20 protein-coding genes and 1 riboswitch are annotated in these 20,245 nt (G+C 60.2%); of the genes, 14 read left to right on the plus strand and 6 right to left on the minus strand.

The window, feature by feature from the left end; all coding sequences use genetic code 11:
• Positions 1–41: 41 nt before the first annotated feature.
• Genes AGR2A_RS16645 through AGR2A_RS16655 form a run of 3 tightly spaced genes read right to left on the minus strand, consistent with a single transcriptional unit; the run spans position 42 to position 2,616 of the window.
• Positions 42–566: a flavin reductase family protein gene (locus AGR2A_RS16645; RefSeq protein ID WP_080823219.1), complete on the minus strand. Its 525-nt coding sequence runs from the start codon at positions 564–566 to the stop codon at positions 42–44.
• On the minus strand, positions 566–1,459 hold the full coding sequence (locus AGR2A_RS16650) for an aldo/keto reductase (RefSeq protein WP_080823220.1): 894 nt from the start codon (positions 1,457–1,459) through the stop codon (positions 566–568). Before AGR2A_RS16650 ends, AGR2A_RS16645 begins: the two co-directional genes overlap by 1 nt.
• Positions 1,459–2,616 carry an LLM class flavin-dependent oxidoreductase gene (locus AGR2A_RS16655; protein ID WP_044459865.1) on the minus strand — a complete coding sequence of 386 codons (1,158 nt, stop codon included), beginning with the start codon at positions 2,614–2,616 and terminating at the stop codon, positions 1,459–1,461. The genes AGR2A_RS16650 and AGR2A_RS16655 overlap by 1 nt, the downstream gene beginning before the upstream one ends.
• Before the next feature lie 101 nt (positions 2,617–2,717).
• On the opposite strand from AGR2A_RS16655, the gene AGR2A_RS16660 reads away from it, so the two are divergent.
• The 11 genes from AGR2A_RS16660 (at position 2,718) to thiD (ending at position 14,260) form a co-directional block, all read left to right on the plus strand.
• Positions 2,718–3,422 carry a GntR family transcriptional regulator gene (locus AGR2A_RS16660; RefSeq protein WP_080823221.1) on the plus strand — a complete coding sequence of 235 codons (705 nt, stop codon included), beginning with the start codon at positions 2,718–2,720 and terminating at the stop codon, positions 3,420–3,422.
• Positions 3,423–3,756: 334 nt separating this feature from the next.
• Positions 3,757–4,833 (plus strand): ABC transporter ATP-binding protein, encoded by a 1,077-nt coding sequence (locus AGR2A_RS16665; protein WP_004438720.1) that lies wholly within the window; start codon positions 3,757–3,759, stop codon positions 4,831–4,833.
• A gap of 47 nt (positions 4,834–4,880) precedes the next feature.
• Entirely contained in the window at positions 4,881–6,131 is a 1,251-nt protein-coding gene (locus tag AGR2A_RS16670) for an ABC transporter substrate-binding protein (RefSeq protein ID WP_004438717.1), read from the plus strand.
• A gap of 172 nt (positions 6,132–6,303) precedes the next feature.
• On the plus strand, positions 6,304–7,215 hold the full coding sequence (locus AGR2A_RS16675; RefSeq protein ID WP_004438714.1) for a carbohydrate ABC transporter permease: 912 nt from the start codon (positions 6,304–6,306) through the stop codon (positions 7,213–7,215).
• 4 nt (positions 7,216–7,219) lie between these two features.
• Complete coding sequence (locus AGR2A_RS16680; RefSeq protein ID WP_080823223.1) at positions 7,220–8,077, plus strand: carbohydrate ABC transporter permease; 858 nt, start codon at positions 7,220–7,222, stop codon at positions 8,075–8,077.
• 11 nt (positions 8,078–8,088) lie between these two features.
• Positions 8,089–10,080 (plus strand): alpha-glucosidase, encoded by a 1,992-nt coding sequence (locus AGR2A_RS16685; protein ID WP_080823224.1) that lies wholly within the window; start codon positions 8,089–8,091, stop codon positions 10,078–10,080.
• Positions 10,081–10,116: 36 nt separating this feature from the next.
• A riboswitch (TPP riboswitch) is annotated at positions 10,117–10,219 on the plus strand.
• A 128-nt stretch (positions 10,220–10,347) separates the two neighbouring features.
• Positions 10,348–11,133 (plus strand): ABC transporter permease, encoded by a 786-nt coding sequence (locus AGR2A_RS16690; RefSeq protein WP_004438707.1) that lies wholly within the window; start codon positions 10,348–10,350, stop codon positions 11,131–11,133.
• A complete protein-coding gene (locus tag AGR2A_RS16695; protein ID WP_004438704.1) occupies positions 11,130–12,080 on the plus strand; it encodes an ABC transporter substrate-binding protein in 951 nt (316 codons plus the stop codon). Before AGR2A_RS16690 ends, AGR2A_RS16695 begins: the two co-directional genes overlap by 4 nt.
• Positions 12,077–12,817, plus strand: a complete 741-nt coding sequence (locus AGR2A_RS16700) for a hydroxyethylthiazole kinase (RefSeq protein ID WP_004438701.1) — start codon at positions 12,077–12,079, stop codon at positions 12,815–12,817. Before AGR2A_RS16695 ends, AGR2A_RS16700 begins: the two co-directional genes overlap by 4 nt.
• Positions 12,804–13,466: a thiamine phosphate synthase gene (gene thiE / locus AGR2A_RS16705; protein ID WP_004438698.1), complete on the plus strand. Its 663-nt coding sequence runs from the start codon at positions 12,804–12,806 to the stop codon at positions 13,464–13,466. The genes AGR2A_RS16700 and thiE overlap by 14 nt, the downstream gene beginning before the upstream one ends.
• The gene (thiD, locus tag AGR2A_RS16710; RefSeq protein WP_004438695.1) at positions 13,463–14,260 is read left to right on the plus strand and encodes a bifunctional hydroxymethylpyrimidine kinase/phosphomethylpyrimidine kinase; all 798 of its coding nucleotides are present in this window, start codon (positions 13,463–13,465) and stop codon (positions 14,258–14,260) included. The genes thiE and thiD overlap by 4 nt, the downstream gene beginning before the upstream one ends.
• A 16-nt stretch (positions 14,261–14,276) precedes the next feature.
• Here the strand turns inward: thiD and AGR2A_RS16715 are convergent, their stop codons facing one another.
• The gene (locus tag AGR2A_RS16715) at positions 14,277–14,735 is read right to left on the minus strand and encodes an Lrp/AsnC family transcriptional regulator (protein ID WP_004438693.1); all 459 of its coding nucleotides are present in this window, start codon (positions 14,733–14,735) and stop codon (positions 14,277–14,279) included.
• Positions 14,736–14,862: 127 nt separating this feature from the next.
• Between AGR2A_RS16715 and alr the strand changes: the two genes are divergently transcribed.
• Complete coding sequence (gene alr, locus AGR2A_RS16720; protein WP_080823225.1) at positions 14,863–16,029, plus strand: alanine racemase; 1,167 nt, start codon at positions 14,863–14,865, stop codon at positions 16,027–16,029.
• Complete coding sequence (locus AGR2A_RS16725; protein WP_234797357.1) at positions 16,001–17,293, plus strand: D-amino acid dehydrogenase; 1,293 nt, start codon at positions 16,001–16,003, stop codon at positions 17,291–17,293. Before alr ends, AGR2A_RS16725 begins: the two co-directional genes overlap by 29 nt.
• Before the next feature lie 66 nt (positions 17,294–17,359).
• Here the strand turns inward: AGR2A_RS16725 and AGR2A_RS16730 are convergent, their stop codons facing one another.
• A complete protein-coding gene (locus AGR2A_RS16730) occupies positions 17,360–18,070 on the minus strand; it encodes a GntR family transcriptional regulator (RefSeq protein WP_044459853.1) in 711 nt (236 codons plus the stop codon).
• Positions 18,071–18,249: 179 nt separating this feature from the next.
• Between AGR2A_RS16730 and AGR2A_RS16735 the strand changes: the two genes are divergently transcribed.
• The gene (locus AGR2A_RS16735; RefSeq protein WP_072493564.1) at positions 18,250–18,753 is read left to right on the plus strand and encodes a BA14K family protein; all 504 of its coding nucleotides are present in this window, start codon (positions 18,250–18,252) and stop codon (positions 18,751–18,753) included.
• Positions 18,754–18,879: 126 nt separating this feature from the next.
• On the opposite strand, the gene AGR2A_RS16740 is transcribed toward AGR2A_RS16735, so the two are convergent.
• Positions 18,880–20,244, minus strand: coding sequence for a sigma-54-dependent transcriptional regulator (locus AGR2A_RS16740; RefSeq protein WP_034498212.1), 1,365 nt, complete (start codon positions 20,242–20,244; stop codon positions 18,880–18,882).
• Between the last annotated feature and the right edge of the window lies 1 nt (position 20,245).

Consider the following 20,245-nt stretch of genomic DNA (forward strand, 5'->3'; position numbering starts at 1 on the left):
GCAGCTGATATCTTGCATTAAGCGCTTATGACATCGCAGGATTACTGCCGGGCGAACCGTCCGAAGGCTCCACCCGAAAAGCACAGCGGATCGCCATCTCGATGGGCGGCGCGCAGCACTTCACCGACAATGATGGTGTGGTCGCCCGCATCGTGGGCCGCCGCCTGCCGGCATTCGAAACGGGCCAGCGTTCCGGGGATGACCGGTACGCCTTCATCGTTCAATTCCCAGTCAAGATCATCGAAAGCACGGCCGTTGCGGGTGAAGCGGGCGCTCAGCACGTCCTGATCGGCGCTCAGCACATGAATAGCGAAATGGGTCGCGCCGCTGAAGGCGTGATAACGCGACGAGCTTTTCGCAGGTGACCACAGCACCAGCGGCGGATCGAGCGAGACGGATGCGAAGCTGTTGACCGTCATGCCGATCGGGCCTTCCGGGGTCGTGGCTGTTACCACCGTAACACCGGTGGTGAAAGCGCCGAGCGCATTGCGAAAGCTGCGGCTGTTTTCGCCGCCGGGAACGAATACATGTTCATTGGGCATCTTGATCGCCTCTGCAACTGTCATCACGCCACCTCTTTTCCAATCGCAAGGGTGTAGAGTTCAAACCATGTCTGGCGGTCCATCGTCACGCGAAGCGCATCGGCAGCGGTTTTGATGCGTTCGAGATTGTTGGTCCCAAGCACGGGCACTATCTTTGCCGGATGGCGCAGCAGCCAGGCGATCGCGACGGCCGTCGCGTCGACGCCCTGTTCCTTGCCGATGCGCTGTAGGGCAGCCATGGTGCCGCCATGCGCGCCGGAGAACAGCGAACCGCCACCGAGCGGCGACCAGGCCATGGGCGAAATGCGCTTTTCCTGCAGGTAGGCGAGATCGCCATTCGTGAAGGAATCGGTGGCAAGCAGGCTCATTTCGATCTGGTTCGTCACCAGCCGGTTGCTCATGGCCGATTGCAGCAGCGAAAAATCCCACGGGCGGAAATTGGAGACGCCAACCGCCTTGACCTTGCCCGACGCCACCAAGGCATCAAGTGCCTTGCCGGTTTCTTCCGCGTCGATCAGCGGGTCGGGGCGGTGAATGAGCAGCAGATCGACGTGATCCGTCCCCATGTCGCGCAGCGACGCTTCCACCGAAGCGTTGATGTGGCCCGCGGTCGTGTCGTAATGCTTGACGCGGGCGGTGGCATGGCGGCCGGCCGGGGCGACGATGCCGCATTTGGTGACGATTTCGATTTTGTCGCGCAGTCCTGGCGCGGCTTTCAATCCGGCGCCAAGAATGGCTTCTGCCGTGTATCCGCCATAGATATCAGCCTGATCCATTGTTGTGATGCCCTGTGCGAGGCAGGCCTCGATCTTCGCCTGTACATGCGCCGGCGAGGTGTCTGCATCGTCACCAATGCGCCACATGCCGTAAACGATGCGGCTGAGTTCGAGTGTGTCAGAAAGAGCGATACGTTCCATCAGTGGCGTTCCCCATTGCCGAGCGGCGTCGCTGGCGTTTCAGAAGGCACCCGGCCATAGGCATGCGGCAGGGAGCAGGTTTTCATCTGCGGCAACACCTTGGTGCCGAAATGTTCCGCCTCGTCGAGATGCGGATAACCGGACAGGATGAAGGCGCGGATACCCATCTTCTGGTAATCCTCCAGCGCCGAAAGAACCTGATCCGTCGAGCCGACAAGTGCTGCACCGCAGCCGGAGCGCGCCCGGCCGATGCCGGTCCACAGATTGGGTTCGACATAACCGAACTTGTCAGCGAGTTCACGGGCCCGTGCCTGATGCGACACGCCGAGTGAACCGCTATCGTGGGCGCGGTTGCGGATCAGCTGGCCGTATTCATCATCGAGCTTGGAGACCAGATGTTCGGCATATTCTCGGGCTTCCTTTTCAGTATCGCGCACCACCATATGGACGCGCAGACCATAATCCAGCGTGCGGCCATGGGCGGAAGCGCGCTCGTTGGCGGCGCGCATGCGGTCCGCCAGCTGGTCCTTCGTCTCCGGCCACATCAGATAGACGTCGCATTGTGCGCCACAGAGCTCAAGGGCATCTGGAGAATAACCGCCGAAATAAAGAAGCGGGCCGCCATTCTGCTGGTAGGGTCTCGCCGGCTCGGTCGATACGCCCTTGAACTGGTAGATTTCGCCGTCGTGGTCGATGGTGTCGCGGGTCCAGGCCTGCCGCAAAATCTCGACGACCTCGTGGCTGCGCTTGTAACGAAAGGCGCTGTCGGCGACTTCGCCCGGGAAGTCCGAGCTGATGACATTGAGGGTCAGGCGGCCTTTCAGCATGTGGTCGAGCGTGGCAACCGTACGCGCCAGCATGATCGGCTGCATTTCGCCACAGCGGATAGCGGCAAGGAAATTGATACGGTCGCTGATCGTCGCACAGCCGGCGACAAAGCTCAGCGTATCCTGCCCCACCTGATAGGACGACGGGCAGAGAATGTTGCGGAAACCAAGTTCCTCGGCTTTTTTGACGATATCCGAGCAATGTTCGAAGCTGGAACGCAGGCTTCCATCCGGCACGCCGAGATAGGCGTAATCATCGGAACACAAAGCGGAAAACCAGGAGACCTCGGCAGCATCGAGATCAGCGGATGTAACGGGTACGACGGTCATGCAATTCCTCCTCAGGGCCGCTCTCGTTGTTCTTGCATAACATCAAGAAATATGTAAATCAATGATGTATCAATTTTTGTTTCGGGTGGAGGAAACGGCATATGAGACACACTGGTGGCAGTTTGCCCATGTATCTACAGATCGCCGAAATGCTGGTGCGCGAGGTGTCAGCAGGGCGGCTGATCGACGGCGAGAAGCTTGCGCCGGAGCGCGATATGGCTGCCGATCTCGGCATCGCCGTCGGCACGCTACGCAAGGCGCTCGCCGAATTGCAGGAGCGCGGCCTTCTGGAGCGCGTACAGGGTTCCGGCAACTACATCCGCGCGGTCAGCGATCCGCAAAGCGTCTACGCTTTCTTCCGGCTTGAACTGATCGAGGGCGGCGGCCTGCCGACAGCGGAGGTTCTGGATGTGACCCGGCTAGCGAAGCCCGCCGATCTGCCCGCTTTTGGCACCTCCTCCGAAGGACACAGGATTCGTCGTCTGCGGCGCATCGCCGGCAAACCGGCCGCTATCGAGGAAATCTGGCTTGATGGTTCCTATGTTGACACGATCACGATCGAAAATATGTCGGAATCTCTCTACCTCTATTACCGCACTCGCCTCAACCTCTGGATATCGAAGGCGGAGGATCGCGTCGATCTCGGTGAAGTGCCCGACTGGACGCCCGAAGCGTTCGGCCAGAAAGCAGGCGCATCCGTGCCCCGCGTCCTGCGCCTCAGCCAGGCGCAGGATGGTGCGGTGGCAGAAGTTTCCTGGACCTGGTTTGACCATACCGTGGCGCGCTACGTTTCTCGCATACGTTGAGACTGCGCAAAATTCGCGTGATCTACAGGAGTGACGGAATTTGACGGCAGGCAAGCCAACCACTGCCCGCCAGCGGGCGATTTTGCGGATATATTTCTTCTAATCAATGACTTAGTAGTTTTTGATTTCTGTCAGAAATAAAATTGATACACTATTGATTTCCTTTTAGTGAAAGGTAATATCACGACCTCAGGGAGACAGGCGTTTCGCCACCCCACGTTATTGCCAGACAATCGGGCTCGATTTTCGAAGATGCAGTACGGGGAACTTGAAGGTTGATACCGGCTATTGCGTCCATTGAAATTTCGGGCGTGCCGGTCGTGAGGAGGAAAATATGGCTTCAGTCAGCCTGCGCAAGCTGGACAAGAGTTACGGTGCGCTTCGCATCGTCAAGGGCATCGACCTTGAAATCAACGATGGCGAATTCGTCGTATTTGTCGGCCCTTCCGGCTGCGGCAAATCAACGACGTTGCGCATGGTCGCAGGGCTGGAGAGCGTTACTGGCGGCGAGGTGAAGATCGGCGACCGTGTCGTCAACCGGCTGCCGCCGCGCGAGCGCGACATCGCCATGGTGTTTCAGGACTATGCGCTTTATCCGCACAAGACGGTGCGCGAAAACATGGGCTTTAGCCTTAAGGTGCGCGGTGTCAGCGCCTCGCAGGCCAATGCCAGCATAGATGAGGCGGCAAAGATGCTGGGCATCGAGCACCTTCTCGACAGGCGGCCCGGACAGCTTTCCGGCGGCCAGCGTCAGCGTGTGGCCATGGGGCGCGCCATCGTTCGCCGCCCGCAGGTCTTCCTGTTCGATGAGCCGCTCTCCAACCTCGACGCTAAACTCCGCGGACAAGTACGCACGGAAATCAAGCGCCTGCACCAGCAGCTGGGCACCACCATCATTTATGTTACCCATGACCAGGTGGAGGCGATGACGCTGGCGGACCGCATCGTCATCCTGCGCGGCGGTGATATCGAACAGGTCGGCACGCCGGATGAGGTTTATAACCGCCCGGAAAGCGTGTTCGTCGGCGGTTTCGTCGGTGCGCCCGCCATGAATTTCGCGCGAGCCAAGGTGAATGGCGACCGGCTGACATTCTCGGACGGCAATTTCCTGCCGATGGCAGCCATCCGGCCATCCCGCGAAACGGGTCTCGAAGGGCGCGAAGTCATTGTCGGCATTCGCCCGGAACATTTCGGCCCCGTTGAGGGCTTCGACACGCAGCTTGCGGTCAAGGTGCAGGTGGTGGAGCCGCTCGGCTCGGACACGCTCGTCCATTTCAGTCTTGGCGATGCGGCGCTGACCGCACGCATGCCGCCGCAGCTTCGGCCAACGCCGAATGAGGAACTGAAGATCGGCGTCGATCCGTCCAAGGTCCATCTTTTCGACGCCGCGACGGAACGCTCGATCCACTGATCGCCGGGCAAAATGCCACGGCCAAGGATTAATAACGGGAGGAACACATGACATTCAAAACTATCCGGGGCAAAGCCTTCATGGGCGCAGCGCTCTGCGCAACAGTGCTCGCTTTTTCAGGTCAGGCCTTTGCCGATGCCGAGCTGAAGATCTTCGTTTCCAGCCAGCATCAGCCGGATGTCTGGCGCAAGGCGCTCGATCAATATGAGGCGAAGACGCCGGGCGTGAAGGTGGTCATTGAGACCGGCGGCAACACCTCGGAAATGCAGGCGCAATATCTCAACACCGTGATGTCGGCCAAGGATTCGAGCCTCGACGTATTGATGCTCGACGTCATCCGTCCCGCGCAATTTGCAACAGCCGGCTGGACCAGCGATTTTGCCGGCAAGGACATGTCCGCCTACCTGCCGACCTATGCCGAAGCCAACACGGTGGACGGCAAGATCGTGGCGTTGCCAGCCTTCGCCGACTCCATGTTCCTCTATTACCGCAAAGACCTGCTGGACAAATACGGCATCAAGCCGCCGACCACCTGGGAGGAGCTGAAGGAAGCGTCCAAGAAGGTCATGGAAGGCGAAAAGAACCCGGAGCTTCAGGGCCTGTCCTTCCAGGGCAAGGCGATCGAAGGCGCGGTCTGCACCTTCCTCCTGCCCTACTGGAGCGAAGGCAAGTCGCTGGTTGAAAACGGCAAGCTGAACTTCGACAACAAGGCCGCGGTGGATTCGCTGAAGCTCTGGAAGAGTTTTGTTGACGAAGGCATTTCCAAGAAGAACATTTCGGAGGTGGCGACCGACGACACCCGCAAGGAGTTCCAGGCCGGCAAGGTTCTCTTTGCCGTCAACTGGTCCTATGCCTGGACCCATTTCCAGGGCAAGGAATCGCAGGTGAATGACAAGGTCGGCGTCGCCCGCCTTCCCGCCGTCAAAGGCGGTGAGCAGACGACCTGCCTCGGCGGCTGGGAATTCGGCGTGTCCGCCTATTCCAAACAGCAGGATGAAGCCAAGAAGCTTGTCGAATATCTCTCCAGTCAGGATGTATCGAAGTTCATGGCCATCAATGCAGCGCTCCTGCCCACCTACGCCGCTCTCTACAAGGATGCCGACGTGACCAAGGCAATCCCGTGGTTCGCGGATGCCCTGCCGGTCGTCGAAACAGCAAAGGCCCGTCCGGTGACGCCGCGTTACAACGAGGTCAGCGAGACCATCCGCACCACGGTCAACGGTGTGCTCGCCGGTGTCATGACGCCGGAGGATGGCGCAAAGCAAATGGAAAGCCGTCTGCGGCGCGTTCTGCGATAGGCTTCGGGCCGAAAGGCGGCGTGTGCACCGCGTCCCTTCCGGCCGTTTCGACTGACAGGATGAAAGGCGCCTCAAGGGCGCGAAACGGGCCGGACACAGACCGGTCCGACCGGGAGACGATGACGTGAATCCAGTTGCGGGAGTGGCAGACGTGACAATGCCGGAAAGAACCATGGTTCGGGTGGACGAGAAACCGCAGCCGCGCTGGACGCGGTGGCTCGATCTCGGCGACCGGTCGCTGGCCGTGCTGCTGCTCGCGCCGGCGGCGATCCTGCTTTCGCTCATCATCGTTTATCCGGTGGCGCGGCTCGTCTATACGAGCTTCTTCAGCCTGTCGCTGACCTCGGGCCTGCCGGCGGAATTCATCGGCTTTGAAAATTACACGGCGATGTTCGACGATCCGATTTTCTGGGAAACGACCTGGAATACGGTGCTGATAACGCTGATCACCGTGCCCGGCGCACTATTCATGGGCCTTTGCCTCGCATTGCTCGCCAACCTGCCTTTCTCCATGCAGTGGCCAATGCGGCTTTCCCTTCTCATCCCCTGGGCGCTGCCGCTCTCCTTTGCAGGTCTCATCTTCGCGTGGTTCTTCCATTATGAATATGGTGTGGTCAATGATGTGCTGAACCGGCTGGGCTTTGAAGGCATCATCTGGTTCAACTCACCGAACTGGGCCTTTGCCGCCATCTGCCTGACGATCATCTGGAAGACCTCCTCCTTCATGGCGCTCATGATCCTCGCCGGGTTGCAGACCATCCCGCGCTCGCTTTACGAGGCAGCGGATGTGGATGGCGCCGGCAAGATCAGGCAGTTCTTCGAAATCACCCTGCCGCTTCTGAAGCCATCGATTATCGTCGCCCTCATCTTCCGCACGATCACGGCGCTACAGACCTTTGATATTCCTTACATGATGACCGGCGGCGGCCCCGGCACATCCACCACGACGCTTGCCATGTATATCCACCAGAACACCGTCTCCTTCCTCGATCTCGGTTACGGTTCGGCCTTGGCGGTCATGATGTTTGTGCTTTCCATGTGCGTCACCGCCGTTTACCTCCGTATCATCAGGACGAAGGACTGATCCCATGAGCACCGTCGCCACCTCTTCCGGTCTGTCCTCCTTCTTCTCTGGCAAGCCGCTGCGCTTCATCGCGGCCTCCATTCTTCTGATAAACGGCCTTTTCCCGGCTATCTGGATCCTCTTCACCTCGCTGAAAACCGAGGCGGAGCTGACTGTCAAGCCGATCACCTGGTTTCCGCACGCGCCGACACTCGCCAACTACATGCAGGCCTTTTCGGATCAGCCGCTGCACCTCTTCCTGTTCAACAGCTTCATGGTGGCGCTGCTTTCCACGGCACTGACCATCCTGATTTCGGTGTTGGCGGCTTACGCGCTGGCGCGGCTGAACCTTAAATACCGGGCGCTTACCCTGTCGCTCATCATCGCCGTTTCCACCTTTCCGCTGGTGACGCTGCTTGTGCCGCTGTTCGAAATCATGCGGGCGCTCAATCTGCTCAACAGCTGGACGGCGCTGATCCTGCCCTACACGGTGCTTTCACTGCCGGTGTGCACGCTGATGCTGGTTTCCTTCTTCGAAAGTATTCCGCGCGATCTCGAAAACGCCGCCATGATCGATGGCTGCACCCGCATCGGCGCGCTGTTCAAGGTCGTCGTGCCGCTTTGCGCGCCTGGCGTCTTCACCGCAGGCATCCTTGCCTTCGTGAATGCCTGGGACGAGTTCCTGCTGGCGCTCTCCTTCAATTCCAACCCTGCGCTGCGCACACTGCCCGTTGGCATCCAGCTTTATCAGGGAGAGTTCGCTTTCCCCTGGCCGGTCATTTCGGCAGCGTTGGTGGTCGGCATCGTGCCGGTCGCGATCCTCATCGTCATCTTCCAGGAACGGGTTGTCTCTGGCCTCACCGCCGGCGGTCTCAAGGGCTAAAAGGTTAAGTCATGCATTTCGAAAAGACCCACGATGGATTTACGCTTGCGATCGGCAACCGCACCATCCTTTCCCATTCGCCCGACGAGCCGGCCTTCTTCGCCGGTTTCGGCAAGGAACGGATGGATATGTATCGCGGCAATTTCGATATCATAGACTACGTCGTCGAACGAACTGCCCTGCGCCACGCCGAGATGAGCGGCGATAGCGTCACGCTTTCCTCCGCACCGGGACAGACCCCTCGCCTTCGCCTGACACTCGAAAGCAATGCCATCCTGCTGACGGCGCTGGACAAGACCATCAACCGCCTCTGGCTGCGCATCTTTGCGGAAACGGATGAGCATGTCTGGGGCGGCGGCGAGCAGATGTCCTATTTCGACATGCGCGGACGGCGCTTTCCGCTCTGGACCTCCGAGCCCGGCGTTGGCCGCGACAAGACCACCGAAATCACCTTCAAGTCTGACGTCAACGGCAAGGCAGGCGGTGATTATTACAACACCAACTATCCGCAGCCGACCTATCTCTCGTCGCGTAGATACGCGCTGCATGTGGAAACGAGCGCCTATTCGGTCTTCGATTTCCGCAATGGCGATTTCCACGAGATCGAAATCTGGGCCATCCCTGAAAAGATCGAATTTTTCGCCGGCGACAGTTTCACCGACATCGTCTCCGCGCTGTCCCTACGGTTTGGACGGCAGCCGCAATTGCCGGAATGGATCTATAATGGCGCGGTCATTGGATTAAAGGATGGCGTCAATTCGTTTGCGCGGCTGGAGAAAATCCGCGCAGCCGGAACGCTCGTGTCGGGCCTGTGGTGTGAGGACTGGGTGGGGCTTCGCCAGACATCCTTTGGCGCACGCCTGTTCTGGGACTGGCAGGCGAACGAAACCCGTTATCCGCATCTGCGCCAGAAGATCGCCGAGCTTGCCGATCAAGGTATCCGTTTTCTGGGTTACGTGAACCCCTACCTCTGCGTTGACGGCCCGCTTTTCCCGGTCGCCGAAGAGGCCGGTTATTTCGCAACGGATGCGGAAGGGAAAACGGCGCTGGTGGATTTCGGCGAGTTCGATTGCGGCGTCGTCGATTTCACCAATCCGGCTGCCGCCGACTGGTTTGCCGAAGAAATCATCGGCAAGAACATGCTGGATTTCGGCCTTTCCGGATGGATGGCTGATTTCGGCGAATATCTGCCGATCGATATAACGCTCTCCAACGGTGTCGACGCAAAGCTGATGCACAATGCATGGCCCACCCTGTGGGCCGAGGTTAACGCGAAGGGCGTCAAAAGTCGTGGCAAGACTGGCGAAGCACTGTTCTTCATGCGGGCCGGTTTCACCGGCGTGCAGGCCCATTGTCCGCTGATCTGGGGCGGTGACCAGTCGGTCGACTTCTCCCGTCATGATGGACTTGTCACCGTCATTTGCGGCGCGCTCTCCTCCGGCCTCATGGGCAATGCCTATCACCATTCCGATATTGGTGGTTACACCAGCCTGTTCGGCAATGTCCGCACCGCGGAACTTATCATGCGCTGGACGGAGATGGCCGCCTTCACGCCGGTCATGCGCACCCATGAGGGCAACCGCCCGCGTGACAATCTGCAGATCGATCAGGATAAAGCGGTTCTCGCCCATTTCGCCCGCATGACGACAGTCTATGTCGCGCTTGCCCCCTATCTGAAATCGCTCTCCGCCGAAGCGGCCAGAACGGGGCTTCCGGTGCAACGCCCGCTTTTCCTGCATTACGAGAATGACCGGCAGACTTACGCCATTCAGGACAGCTATCTCTATGGCCCCGACATGCTGGTGGCTCCTGTCTGGAAAGCGGGAGAAACGCAACGCACTCTCTATCTTCCGGGCGATGGCCAGTGGGTACATCTGTGGAGCGGCACGCATCATCGCGGTGGAAACGAGGTTACCGTGGAAGCACCACTCGGCCGGCCCGCGATTTTCTACCGCGCCGATAGTGCCAACGTCACCCTGTTTGAACAGCTCCGCACCATCTGAGCCGTTGACAGCCAGCTAAAAAAACGACAGTTTCCGACCCATTCCGAGGGGAGCACCAGACGGTGCTGAGATGGCGTTGAGCCGGACCCTTGAACCTGATCCGGATCATGCCGGCGTAGGAACGGAAACTGTTGCGCCTTTGAGGCGCTGCCCTTTCTCTTCTCCGCTTTGTCCTGATCTCCGCGATTGTCACGTGTGGAGACCGAATGATGATGCTGAAAGTTTTTGCCCGTCGCACCCGGTGCGTCTGCGTCTGAGGTTCGGCTCATGCGTGCCGCCCATGCGTTGAACGGAGTCGGTCTCCTGCTTGTTCTCTGGCAGGCAGGCACATGGCTGTTCTCGCCACCCCGTTATATCCTGCCGGCGCCGGCCGATGTCGCCGCGGCCTTCCTGCGCCAGCCCGGTTTCCTGTTGGGGCAGGCCATGGTTACATTTCTCGAAATGGCCGTTGGACTGACGGCCGGCGTCCTGGTCGGTATTCTCGTGGCTTTCACCATCGCGGCAATCCCCCGTCTCGGTCGCCTCGTCTGGCCGATGGTTCTGGTTTTGCAAGCCTTTCCGGTCTTCGTGCTGGCGCCCATCCTCGTCCTCTGGTTCGGCTTCGGCATGGCCTCGAAAGCGGTGATGACGGCGATCATCATCTTCTTTCCCGTCGCCTCCTCCTTCACCGATGGCCTCAACCGGACGGATCGCGCCATTCTCGATGCCGCCTCGCTGACGCAGGCAAGCCACTGGCAGGTTCTCACCCGGTTGCGCGTGCCACTGGCGCTGCCTTCGCTTATCTCCGGCCTGCGGGTGGCCGCACCCCTCGCACCGCTGGGCGCTGTCATTGGCGAATGGGTTGGCGCATCGGCAGGGCTTGGATTCGTGATGATCCAGTCAAACGCCCGCATGCAGACCGACACGATGTTCGCCGCCATGGCGATACTCGCCATCATGGCGGTGCTGCTGCGACTGGCGGTGGATCGCGCCACCGCCCATCTGGCGCCCTGGGCCAGGGAAACAGAACGCACCATTCCTTTCGGGTATTTACGGAGAATTTCAGCATCATGAAGCGAACTCTTCTTTCTTTCGTCGTCGCGGCGGCAAGCATATTTGCCCCCGTTCAGTCACAGGCGGCCGACGGGCTTACGGTATTGCTGGAATGGTTCGTGAACCCCGACCATGCGCCGATGGTCGTCGCGAAAGAGCGGGGCCTTTTTGCGGATGCGGGGCTCGATGTTGAACTTGTTCCGCCGGCAGATCCTTCCGCCGTTCCGCGCCTCGTTTCGGCAAAACAGGCCGATATCGGCGTGCACTATCAACCCAACCTATATCTCGACCACGATGCCGGCCTGCCGCTCGTCCGTTTCGGCACATTGGTCGAAACGCCGCTAAACACCGTCACCGTGCTGGCTGACGGACCGATCAAAAGCCTGAAGGACCTGAAGGGCAGGAAAGTCGGTTTTTCCGTATCCGGCTTCGAGGATGCCATGCTGAAGCGCATGCTGGAAAAGGACGGTCTGACGAAAGACGATGTGGAACTCATCAACGTCAATTTCTCCCTGTCGCCATCGCTCATCGCAGGCAAGGTGGACGCCACGCTCGGCGGTTTCCGCAATTTCGAACTGACGCAGATGAAGCTCGAGGGCCACGAAGGCCGATCCTTCTTTCCGGAGGAACATGGTGTTCCGGCCTATGACGAGCTGATCTTCGTCACCCATCGCGATCTCGCAACAGACAGCCGCCTGCCGCGTTTCCTCTCCGCCGTGGAACAGGCCGCTATTTTCATCACCAATCACCCGCAGGAATCCTGGCAGCTCTTCATCAAGGCCTATCCCAATCTCGATGACGCACTGAACAAGCAGGCTTTCTTCGACACATTGCCGCGTTTTGCCAAGCGCCCTGCCGCACTCGACCGCGCCCGCTATTCGCGTTTTGGCGCCTTCATGCAGGAAATGCAGCTCATAAAGCAGGCGCCGGCGGCGGACGAAATCGCCGTGGAGCTACAGCAGCCATGACCATCCCTTTCCCCACGACCACGCAGGCCGCCGAAATCCTTGAAAAAGTCAGACAGGCGCGTCCGCGCGTACATTGCCTTATGAATACCGTGGTGCAAAAATTCACCGCCGACGGGATTACCGTTGTCGGCGGCATTCCCTCCATGACCACGTCGCTGGAGGAAATCGAAAGCTTCGTTGCCAAGGCGGATGCGCTGACCATCAATCTCGGCACGCTGGATGCGGAACGGCGCAAGGTTATCCTGCTGGCAGTGGAGATCGCCAACGCCTCAGGCAAGCCCTGGATCGTCGACCCCGTGCATTGTGACTATTCTCCATCCCGGCTGGCCTTCGCGCGTGAGCTCATCACTCTCTCTCCCGCGATCGTGCGTGGCAACCGTGCCGAAATGAGCCTGATCGGCGAGGTGCCAGATGCAATCAGGATCGAGACCGGGCCGGTAGATCACCTGAGCGACGCGACGCGACGCGTCAGGATCGTAAACGGCCATCCCTGGATGGCAAAGGTAACGGGTACGGGCTGCCTCTCGGGAGGCGTCATCGCTGCTTTCATGGCGGTGGAACAGGATGCTTTGGCAGCGGCGGCGTCCGCCCTTGCCGTCACCGGCGTCTCCGCCGAACTGGCCGCGTCCTGTGCCAGAGGTCCCGGCACGTTCGAACCGGCATTCCTGGACGCGCTTTCGGCGATTACCGGCGAGGATATCATCAATCATGCGAGGATCGAGAATGAACAAGGTTGATTACCGCCTCAACGCGCTTGTGGATGCGAGCCTCGGCGATGTCGCGCCTCTCTTTGAGCTTGCTCTGGCGGCTGCACTTAATGGCGCGACCATCCTGCAATATCGCGACAAGCACGGCTCGACACGGGAGATGATCGAAAACGCCCGCGCCATCCACGAGGCCATCGCCGGCACCGGCGTGCCGCTCGTCATCAATGACCGGGTGGATGTTGCGCTCGCCTCGGGCGCAGATGGAGTGCATCTTGGCGCCGACGATATGGACGCCAGAACCGCTCGGCGCATTCTTGGCGAAAAGGCGATCATCGGCCTGACGGTCAAGAACCGCGCCGACGCCGAACGGGCAGCCTCCATGCCCGCCGATTACGCCTGCATCGGCGGTGTGTTCGACACGGTTTCAAAGGTCAACCCGGACAAGCCTGTCGGTATCGATGGGTTTTCGACACTCCGCGCCTTGCTGAGGGAATGGCGGCCGGACATGCCGGTGGGCGCCATCGCCGGCATCGATCTTTCCCGCGTCCCCTCTGTCATTGCCGCCGGTGCGGATGGAGTCGCGGTGATTTCCGCCATCTTCCGCGCGGCAGATATTGCCGGCGCGACCAAGGAGTTCCGCTCCGCAATCGATGCCACCCTGAAAGCGAGACAGCCATGACATCAATTGCGTTGACCATTGCCGGATCCGACAGCGGCGGCGGTGCGGGCATACAGGCCGACCTCAAGACATTCTCCGCGCTCGGCGCCTATGGCGCCAGCGTCATCACCGCCATCACCGCACAGAACACCAGAGGCGTAACTGCGGTCGAGGATATTTCGGTGACCACCATCATCGCGCAGATGGATGCAGTGTTTTCCGATCTCACCGTCAACGCGGTGAAGATCGGCATGGTTTCCCGTATCGAAACCATTGCAGCCATAGCGGAGCGGCTCCGGCGGCAATCGCAGCCCGTGGTGCTGGATCCAGTCATGGTAGCGACGTCAGGCGACCGTTTGCTGCAAGAAGACGCCATCGAGACATTGCGGCGCGAGCTTCTGCCAATCGCGACCATCGTTACGCCGAACCTGCCGGAAGCGGCGCTTTTAACCGGCACGCCGATAGCGGAGACCGAAACGGACATCAATCATCAGGCCGCGGCGATCCTGAAAGCGGGCGCGAAAGCGGTGCTCATCAAGGGCGGACATGGTGCGGGGCCTGAGAGCACGGATTATCTGTTTGCAGATGGCACCATGCAGGCGCTTTCCGCTGCACGCGTAGAGACGAAGAACGATCACGGCACCGGCTGCACGCTGGCGGCGGCAATCACGGCTCATCTTGCGAGGGGAAGCGAGTTGCTGGAGGCAGTGGAGCTGGCGAAGGATTATTTGAATGGGGCGCTCGATGCTGGGCGGGGGCTTGCCGTTGGACATGGGCGCGGGCCGGTGCATCATTTTTATCGGTGGTGGGGGTGAAGTCCCACACTCGACACTACCTCGCCTTCGGCGTCGCCAGCACATTCCGGATCGCGAAACTCGAATGAATACGCGAGACCCCCGGCAGCTTCGAGAGTATCTCCTTGTGGATGCGCTCGAAATCCCCCGCACTTTCTGCCTCGCAACGCAGGAAATAATCCGAACCGCCGGTCATGAGATAACATTCGCGGATTTCCGGATATCGCCGCACCGCATTTTCGAAACGGTTGAGAAAATCCTCCGTCTGCCGGTCGAGCGTGATCTGCACGATCACCGAAATCACCTCACCGCCGGCGAGGCCGCTGGTAAGCGCCGTGTAACCGCGGATGATCCCTTCCCGTTCGAGAATATCGACGCGACGCAAGCACGCGGATGGCGAAAGCCCGACCTCTGCAGCAAGCTTTGCGTTGCTGATGCGGGCGTTGAGCCGAAGCAGCCGGATGATATGGCGGTCGGTCGCATCGAGTGACGACATAGAAAATTCCAATCAGCAAAAGAAAATTGCGCGATTGCCAATTCTATCGCATTTCCTTCGAATCATCGCCAAGAAATTCGATAATCGTTGCAATACTCTCATAAGATAAAAATGAGGGTGAGCGACTATGGACATGCAGATCAGCCGCCAGCAGGCAGCCGGTGGTGCGAGCGGCCATCTGACCATCGATCTCGGCGCATTGCGCGATAATTATCTGGCACTTGCGGCGATGGCGCCCGCATGCCAGACGGCGGCGGTCGTCAAGGCCGATGCATACGGCCTCGGTGCCGATATGGTCTCGCAAACCCTGTTCGATGCGGGGTGTCGCCATTTCTTCGTCGCTCATATTGACGAGGCGCTGGCGCTACGGCTGCGTCTTCCCGCCGAGGCGCGGATCTTCGTCCTCAACGGCCTTCAACCCGGCAACGAGACCTCCTGCGCCGCCATGGCGATCACACCGGTTCTTAATTCGCTGGAGCAGATCGCCCAATGGGCGGTCCATGCCAAGACGCTCGGCAGGAAACTTGCAGCCGCCGTCCAGATCGATACCGGCATGTGCCGCCTCGGCCTTTCCCCCAAAGAGCTGGAAACCCTCACCTCCCAGCCGCAACTACTCGATGGTATCGACATCGCCTTCGTCATGAGCCACCTCGCCTGCGCCGACGAACCGGGCCATGCATGCAATGCGGCACAGCTGTCGGCGATGCGGCAGGCCACGATTGCGTTTCCTGATGTCCCGGTCTGTTTTTCCAACTCTGGAGGTATTTTTCTGGGTCGTGAGTACCACAACCACCTGCTGCGCCCCGGTATCGCGCTTTACGGCGGCGCACCCTCTGTCGACCGCCCGAACCCGATGAAGCCGGTCGTTCGCCTCGATCTCGCCGTGATCCAGACCCGCACCGTTCCCGCCGGTTCGCTGGTTGGTTACGGCGGTTCCTTCGAAGCGTCCGGCTCAACGCGTCTTGCGACCATCGCCGCCGGTTATGCCGACGGCCTGCCGCGCTCGCTCAGCAATCGCGGCGCGGCATGGTATGATGGCGTGCGCCTGCCGATTGCGGGGCGCGTTTCGATGGACAGCATCATTCTTGATATATCCGCCCTGCCCGAGGGAACATTGACCCAAGGCAGTTTCGTGCAGATGATCGGCCCCGAGCAAACGCTTGAAGACATCGCGGACGATGCGGGCACGATCGCCTACGAAATCCTGACCGGCCTCGGCCGTCGTTATCGCCGTACGTATATTCAGCCGGACGAAACCCCGGCCTTTGCTTCAACATCAGTCAATCACAAGTGAGACGATCATGAACGTCACTATCCTCGGAGCCGGCGTCGTCGGCGTGACATCCGCCTGGTATCTGGCCAAAGCCGGGCACAAGGTGACGGTGATCGACCGGCAGCCGGCTGCAGCGCTCGAGACCAGCTTTGCCAATGCGGGTGAGGTTTCCCCCGGCTATTCTTCGCCCTGGGCCGCGCCGGGCATTCCGGTCAAGGCCATGAAATGGCTGTTCATGAAACATGCACCGCTGATCATTCGCCCGACGGTCGATCCGGCGGCCTGGCGCTGGATGAGCCAGATGCTGCGCAACTGCACCTCGGCGCGTTATGCCATCAACAAGAGCCGCATGGTGCGCGTCGCGGAATATAGCCGCGACTGCCTGATGGCACTGCGGGAAGAGACAGGCATCCAGTATGACCAGCGCATGCAGGGCACGCTGGAGGTATTCCGCACACAAAAGCAGTTTGACGCCATCGGCAAGGACGTGGACGTACTGACGGCGGGCGGCGTGCCTTTCGAAATTCTCGACCGAGACGGCTGCGCCGCCGTGGAACCCGGCCTCTCGCCATCGAAGGAAAAGATCGTCGGCGGGCTGCGCCTGCCTGGCGACGAGACCGGTGACTGCTACATGTTCACCACCGAGCTTGCCCGCATGGCGGAAGAAGCGGGCGTTACCTTCCTGTACGACACGGGGATCATGCGCCCCATCGTTGAGGCAGGACGCGTCAAGGCGGTGGAGACCACCCGCGGGCTTGTGGAAGCGGATATTTTTGTCGCCGCGCTTGGCAGCTACTCTCCGCAGTTCCTGCGTCAGCTCGGTCTGACCCTGCCGGTCTACCCGGTCAAGGGTTACTCCATCACGGTGCCGATTGTGAAAGAGGAACGGGCACCCGTCTCCACGGTGATGGATGAAACGTTCAAGGTCGCGATCACCCGGCTCGGTTCGCGCATCCGTGCTGGCGGAATGGCGGAAATCGCCGGCTTCAGCAAGGACTTGCCCGCAGCGCGGCAGGCAACGCTCGCCCATTCGGTGGAAGACCTGTTCGGCGGCGCGGGCGATCAGTCGCAGGCGAAATTCTGGTGTGGCCTGCGCCCGATGACGCCGGATGGTACGCCTGTCATCGGCGCCACCCGCTACAGCAACCTTTACCTCAACACCGGCCACGGCACGCTCGGCTGGACAATGTCCTGTGGCTCCGCGCGCGTCCTTGCGGACATGATCAACGGTGCGACGCCCGAGATCGACACCCACGATCTGGCAATCAGCCGCTACGGGGCATGACCGGCACGCCGCGGTTTCCGCTGATATCGCCCTCGCACGTCGTGTGAGGGCCGATGCACCGATATCCTAAAGCGCCAGAGCGTCCCTAAGGGCTAGACCTTCCTTGGTACGAAGGTCAAGATCGGCCTCTATATGATTGAGATGTTGCAGCATCAACGCCCGGGCCCTTGCCGCATCCTTCGCCTCCAGCGCATCCAGAAGATCGGCATGTTCGTTATGACCGCAGCTCGATACGCCGGAGCGCCCATAGAGCGCGATGACCAGCGATGAGCGCGCAACCAGTTCATCCATGAATTTTTCCAGGATGGCATTGCCGGCAATTGACGCCAGCATCAGGTGAAAATCACCCGAGGCCTTGATTTCGGCCCGCCGTGCGCTCGGCCCGCGTTCCTGCTGATGCCTGCTCTCCTCCAACAGATGTTCCCGCAGCTTCTTTACCGCCACAGGCGTGATTTTTTCGATTGCCGCGTCAACGACGCCGGGCTCGATCAGCCGGCGGGACGCAAATACCTGCCGCGCCTCGTCGGGCGTCGGATTGGAAACGAAAGCGCCCCGATTGCGCTCGGCCTTCACGAGGCCCTCATAGGCAAGCATCTGCAGCGCCGCGCGCACCACCGTGCGGCTGACATCGAACAACGTTCCCACTTCCGATTCCGACAATTTCGTTCCCGGCGCCAGCCGGCGATCGACAATGGCGTCGCGCAAAGTGTCTCGAATGGCCTGGGCACGATCCTCATGCGATGAATCGGGAGATACGGTTATGTGGGCAAGGCTCATGGGCGCGTCCTGTTTGCTCCCGAGTTTTAGCGCGAAGCGTGGGACGCAGGCAAACGGGAATTGTGGGCGACAGCCGGTCTGCCACAATTCATTCAGCGGCCGTTCAGCAGGCGGGCTGTATTTCCTTAACCATCGAATTTGCAACTGGCAGCACCCTGCCACCTGGATGGAAAAACACCATGTCGTCCTTTGCAGCTAAAACCGTTATGGCTATCGCCGTCGCCGCCGCAACCATCGCTCCCTTCAACAGCGCATCCGCCGGTGACTGGGACCGCCACGACCGCCGCGACGCGGCGCTTCTGGGAGGCGTGCTTGGCCTTGCCGCCGGTGTTGCCGTTGGTTCCGCCCTTTCCCGCCCGGCACCGGTGGAGGAGGAACGGGTCTATATCGATCCGGCACCGCGCCGTTATCAGGCCTATGAGCCGAGCTATGTCTATGAAGAGCCGGACTATCGTTACTACCGGCCAGCACCGCAGCCGGTTTATCGCCAGGCGCCGGTCTATCGCGCCCAGCCGGTTTACGACAGCCGCCCCGTCTATAATCAGCGCCAGACCTATCGCACCATCGAGCCGTGGACCAACGCCTGGTACGATTATTGCTCGCAGCGTTACCGCAGCTTCAATTCCCGCACCGGCACCTATACGGATTATGACGGTCAGCGTCATTTCTGCGTAGCAGGCTGAACGATGGCCGTTGCCGCAATTGCTGCGATTATCGCCAGGCCGCAGACGGAGAAGTCTGCGGCTTTTCAGTGAGGGTCGGAGCAGGACGACGTCGCGCCGTCGCCATAAGTCGTCCTCTGCGCACTTTCAGGCCGCGCCGTTCTTCACATAGTCCGCCCGGTTGATACCGTGGCGTTGCAGCTTGTCGTAAAAGGTCTTGCGGGCGATACCGAGCGTGGCGATGGTTTCCGCAACGTCGCCATTGGATTGCTCCAGTGTCTCGCGGATGATGCGCGCCTCGATCTCGTCCATACGCTCCGGCAAGGTGCCGGAAGCCGGGATTTCCGACTGCAGAACAGATGTGGCCGCCAATTCCGTCTCAAGCCCCAGAACTACCCTCTCGGCAAAATGCCCGAGTTCCCGGACATTGCCAGGCCAATCATGATCGTTGAGACGACGGGAAACCCCGGCGCCGATCTGCGGCACCGGCATGTTGAAGCGGTTGGCTGCCTTGGTGACGAAGTGGGAAAACAGGAGTGGAATATCCGCCCTGCGTTCACGAAGCGGCGGTATCGACAATGTGACGACATTCAGCCGATAATAAAGGTCCTCACGAAACGCGCCGCGTTCGGCCGGATCGCCAAGGTCAACCTTGGCCGCCGCAACCACGCGGATATCGACAGGTCGCTCCTCGTTTGAACCAAGCGGCGAAACCTCGCGCATTTCCAGCACACGCAGCATTTTCACCTGCACGGCAAGCGGCATGCTTTCGATCTCGTCCAGGAACAACGTGCCACCACTTGAATGTTCGATGCGGCCGACACGTTTTTTCTGTGCCCCGGTAAATGCCCCCGGCTCATGGCCGAAAAGCTCGCTTTCGATCACCGTTTCCGGTAGCGCACCACAATTCAGCGCCACGAAATTGCCCTTGGCGCGCTTCTTGCTCCAGCGATGAAGGGCCGTTGCCACCACTTCCTTGCCGCTGCCCGTTTCGCCGGCCACCAGCACATCGACATCCGTATCGGCAATATGCCTGAGCGTCATGCGCAAGCGCTCCATGGCGGGTGTCTGCCCGATCAGCGGCAGGTCGTCCTCCGCCTGCCCGGCTGCCCGGCGAAGCGCGCGATTTTCCAGCACGAGGCGGCGTTTTTCGAGGGCTCTGCGGGCGCTTTCCACCATCCGTTCGGCGGGAAACGGCTTGGCTATGAAGTCATAGGCGCCGTTGTGGAGCGCATCAACGGCCATGGGTACATCGCCATGGCCGGTAATGAGGATGACAGGCAAGTCCGCATCGATCTTGCGGACATGGTCGAAAAATTCCAGCCCGGTCATGCCTGGCATGCGCACATCAGTGATAACGACGCCGTCGAAATCTTCACTCAAAGCTGCAAGCGCCTGCTCGGCTCGGGAAAAGGAAGTGACCGGCAGCCCGTCTAGCTCCAGCGTCTGCACCATCGCCTTGCGCAGCTGCGAGTCGTCATCGACCAGAAATATAGTACCATCCGCCGTCATG

The sequence above is a fragment of the Agrobacterium genomosp. 2 str. CFBP 5494 genome, from assembly GCF_900013495.1.
Lineage (GTDB): Bacteria > Pseudomonadota > Alphaproteobacteria > Rhizobiales > Rhizobiaceae > Agrobacterium > Agrobacterium pusense.

Excerpts from the sequence above, each read along its gene's own strand:
- AGR2A_RS16715 (WP_004438693.1), bottom strand. The coding sequence starts at position 14,735 with ATGTCGTCACTCGATGCGACCGACCGCCATATCATCCGGCTGCTTCGG.
- AGR2A_RS16695 (WP_004438704.1), top strand. The coding sequence starts at position 11,130 with ATGAAGCGAACTCTTCTTTCTTTCGTCGTCGCGGCGGCAAGCATATTT.
- AGR2A_RS16685 (WP_080823224.1), top strand. The coding sequence starts at position 8,089 with ATGCATTTCGAAAAGACCCACGATGGATTTACGCTTGCGATCGGCAAC.
- AGR2A_RS16675 (WP_004438714.1), top strand. The coding sequence starts at position 6,304 with ATGGTTCGGGTGGACGAGAAACCGCAGCCGCGCTGGACGCGGTGGCTC.
- AGR2A_RS16700 (WP_004438701.1), top strand. The coding sequence starts at position 12,077 with ATGACCATCCCTTTCCCCACGACCACGCAGGCCGCCGAAATCCTTGAA.
- AGR2A_RS16655 (WP_044459865.1), bottom strand. The coding sequence starts at position 2,616 with ATGACCGTCGTACCCGTTACATCCGCTGATCTCGATGCTGCCGAGGTC.
- AGR2A_RS16660 (WP_080823221.1), top strand. The coding sequence starts at position 2,718 with ATGAGACACACTGGTGGCAGTTTGCCCATGTATCTACAGATCGCCGAA.
- AGR2A_RS16690 (WP_004438707.1), top strand. The coding sequence starts at position 10,348 with ATGCGTGCCGCCCATGCGTTGAACGGAGTCGGTCTCCTGCTTGTTCTC.
- thiE (WP_004438698.1), top strand. The coding sequence starts at position 12,804 with ATGAACAAGGTTGATTACCGCCTCAACGCGCTTGTGGATGCGAGCCTC.
- AGR2A_RS16730 (WP_044459853.1), bottom strand. The coding sequence starts at position 18,070 with ATGAGCCTTGCCCACATAACCGTATCTCCCGATTCATCGCATGAGGAT.
- AGR2A_RS16740 (WP_034498212.1), bottom strand. The coding sequence starts at position 20,244 with ATGACGGCGGATGGTACTATATTTCTGGTCGATGACGACTCGCAGCTG.
- AGR2A_RS16680 (WP_080823223.1), top strand. The coding sequence starts at position 7,220 with ATGAGCACCGTCGCCACCTCTTCCGGTCTGTCCTCCTTCTTCTCTGGC.
- thiD (WP_004438695.1), top strand. The coding sequence starts at position 13,463 with ATGACATCAATTGCGTTGACCATTGCCGGATCCGACAGCGGCGGCGGT.
- AGR2A_RS16735 (WP_072493564.1), top strand. The coding sequence starts at position 18,250 with ATGTCGTCCTTTGCAGCTAAAACCGTTATGGCTATCGCCGTCGCCGCC.
- AGR2A_RS16665 (WP_004438720.1), top strand. The coding sequence starts at position 3,757 with ATGGCTTCAGTCAGCCTGCGCAAGCTGGACAAGAGTTACGGTGCGCTT.
- AGR2A_RS16670 (WP_004438717.1), top strand. The coding sequence starts at position 4,881 with ATGACATTCAAAACTATCCGGGGCAAAGCCTTCATGGGCGCAGCGCTC.
- alr (WP_080823225.1), top strand. The coding sequence starts at position 14,863 with ATGGACATGCAGATCAGCCGCCAGCAGGCAGCCGGTGGTGCGAGCGGC.
- AGR2A_RS16650 (WP_080823220.1), bottom strand. The coding sequence starts at position 1,459 with ATGGAACGTATCGCTCTTTCTGACACACTCGAACTCAGCCGCATCGTT.
- AGR2A_RS16645 (WP_080823219.1), bottom strand. The coding sequence starts at position 566 with ATGACAGTTGCAGAGGCGATCAAGATGCCCAATGAACATGTATTCGTT.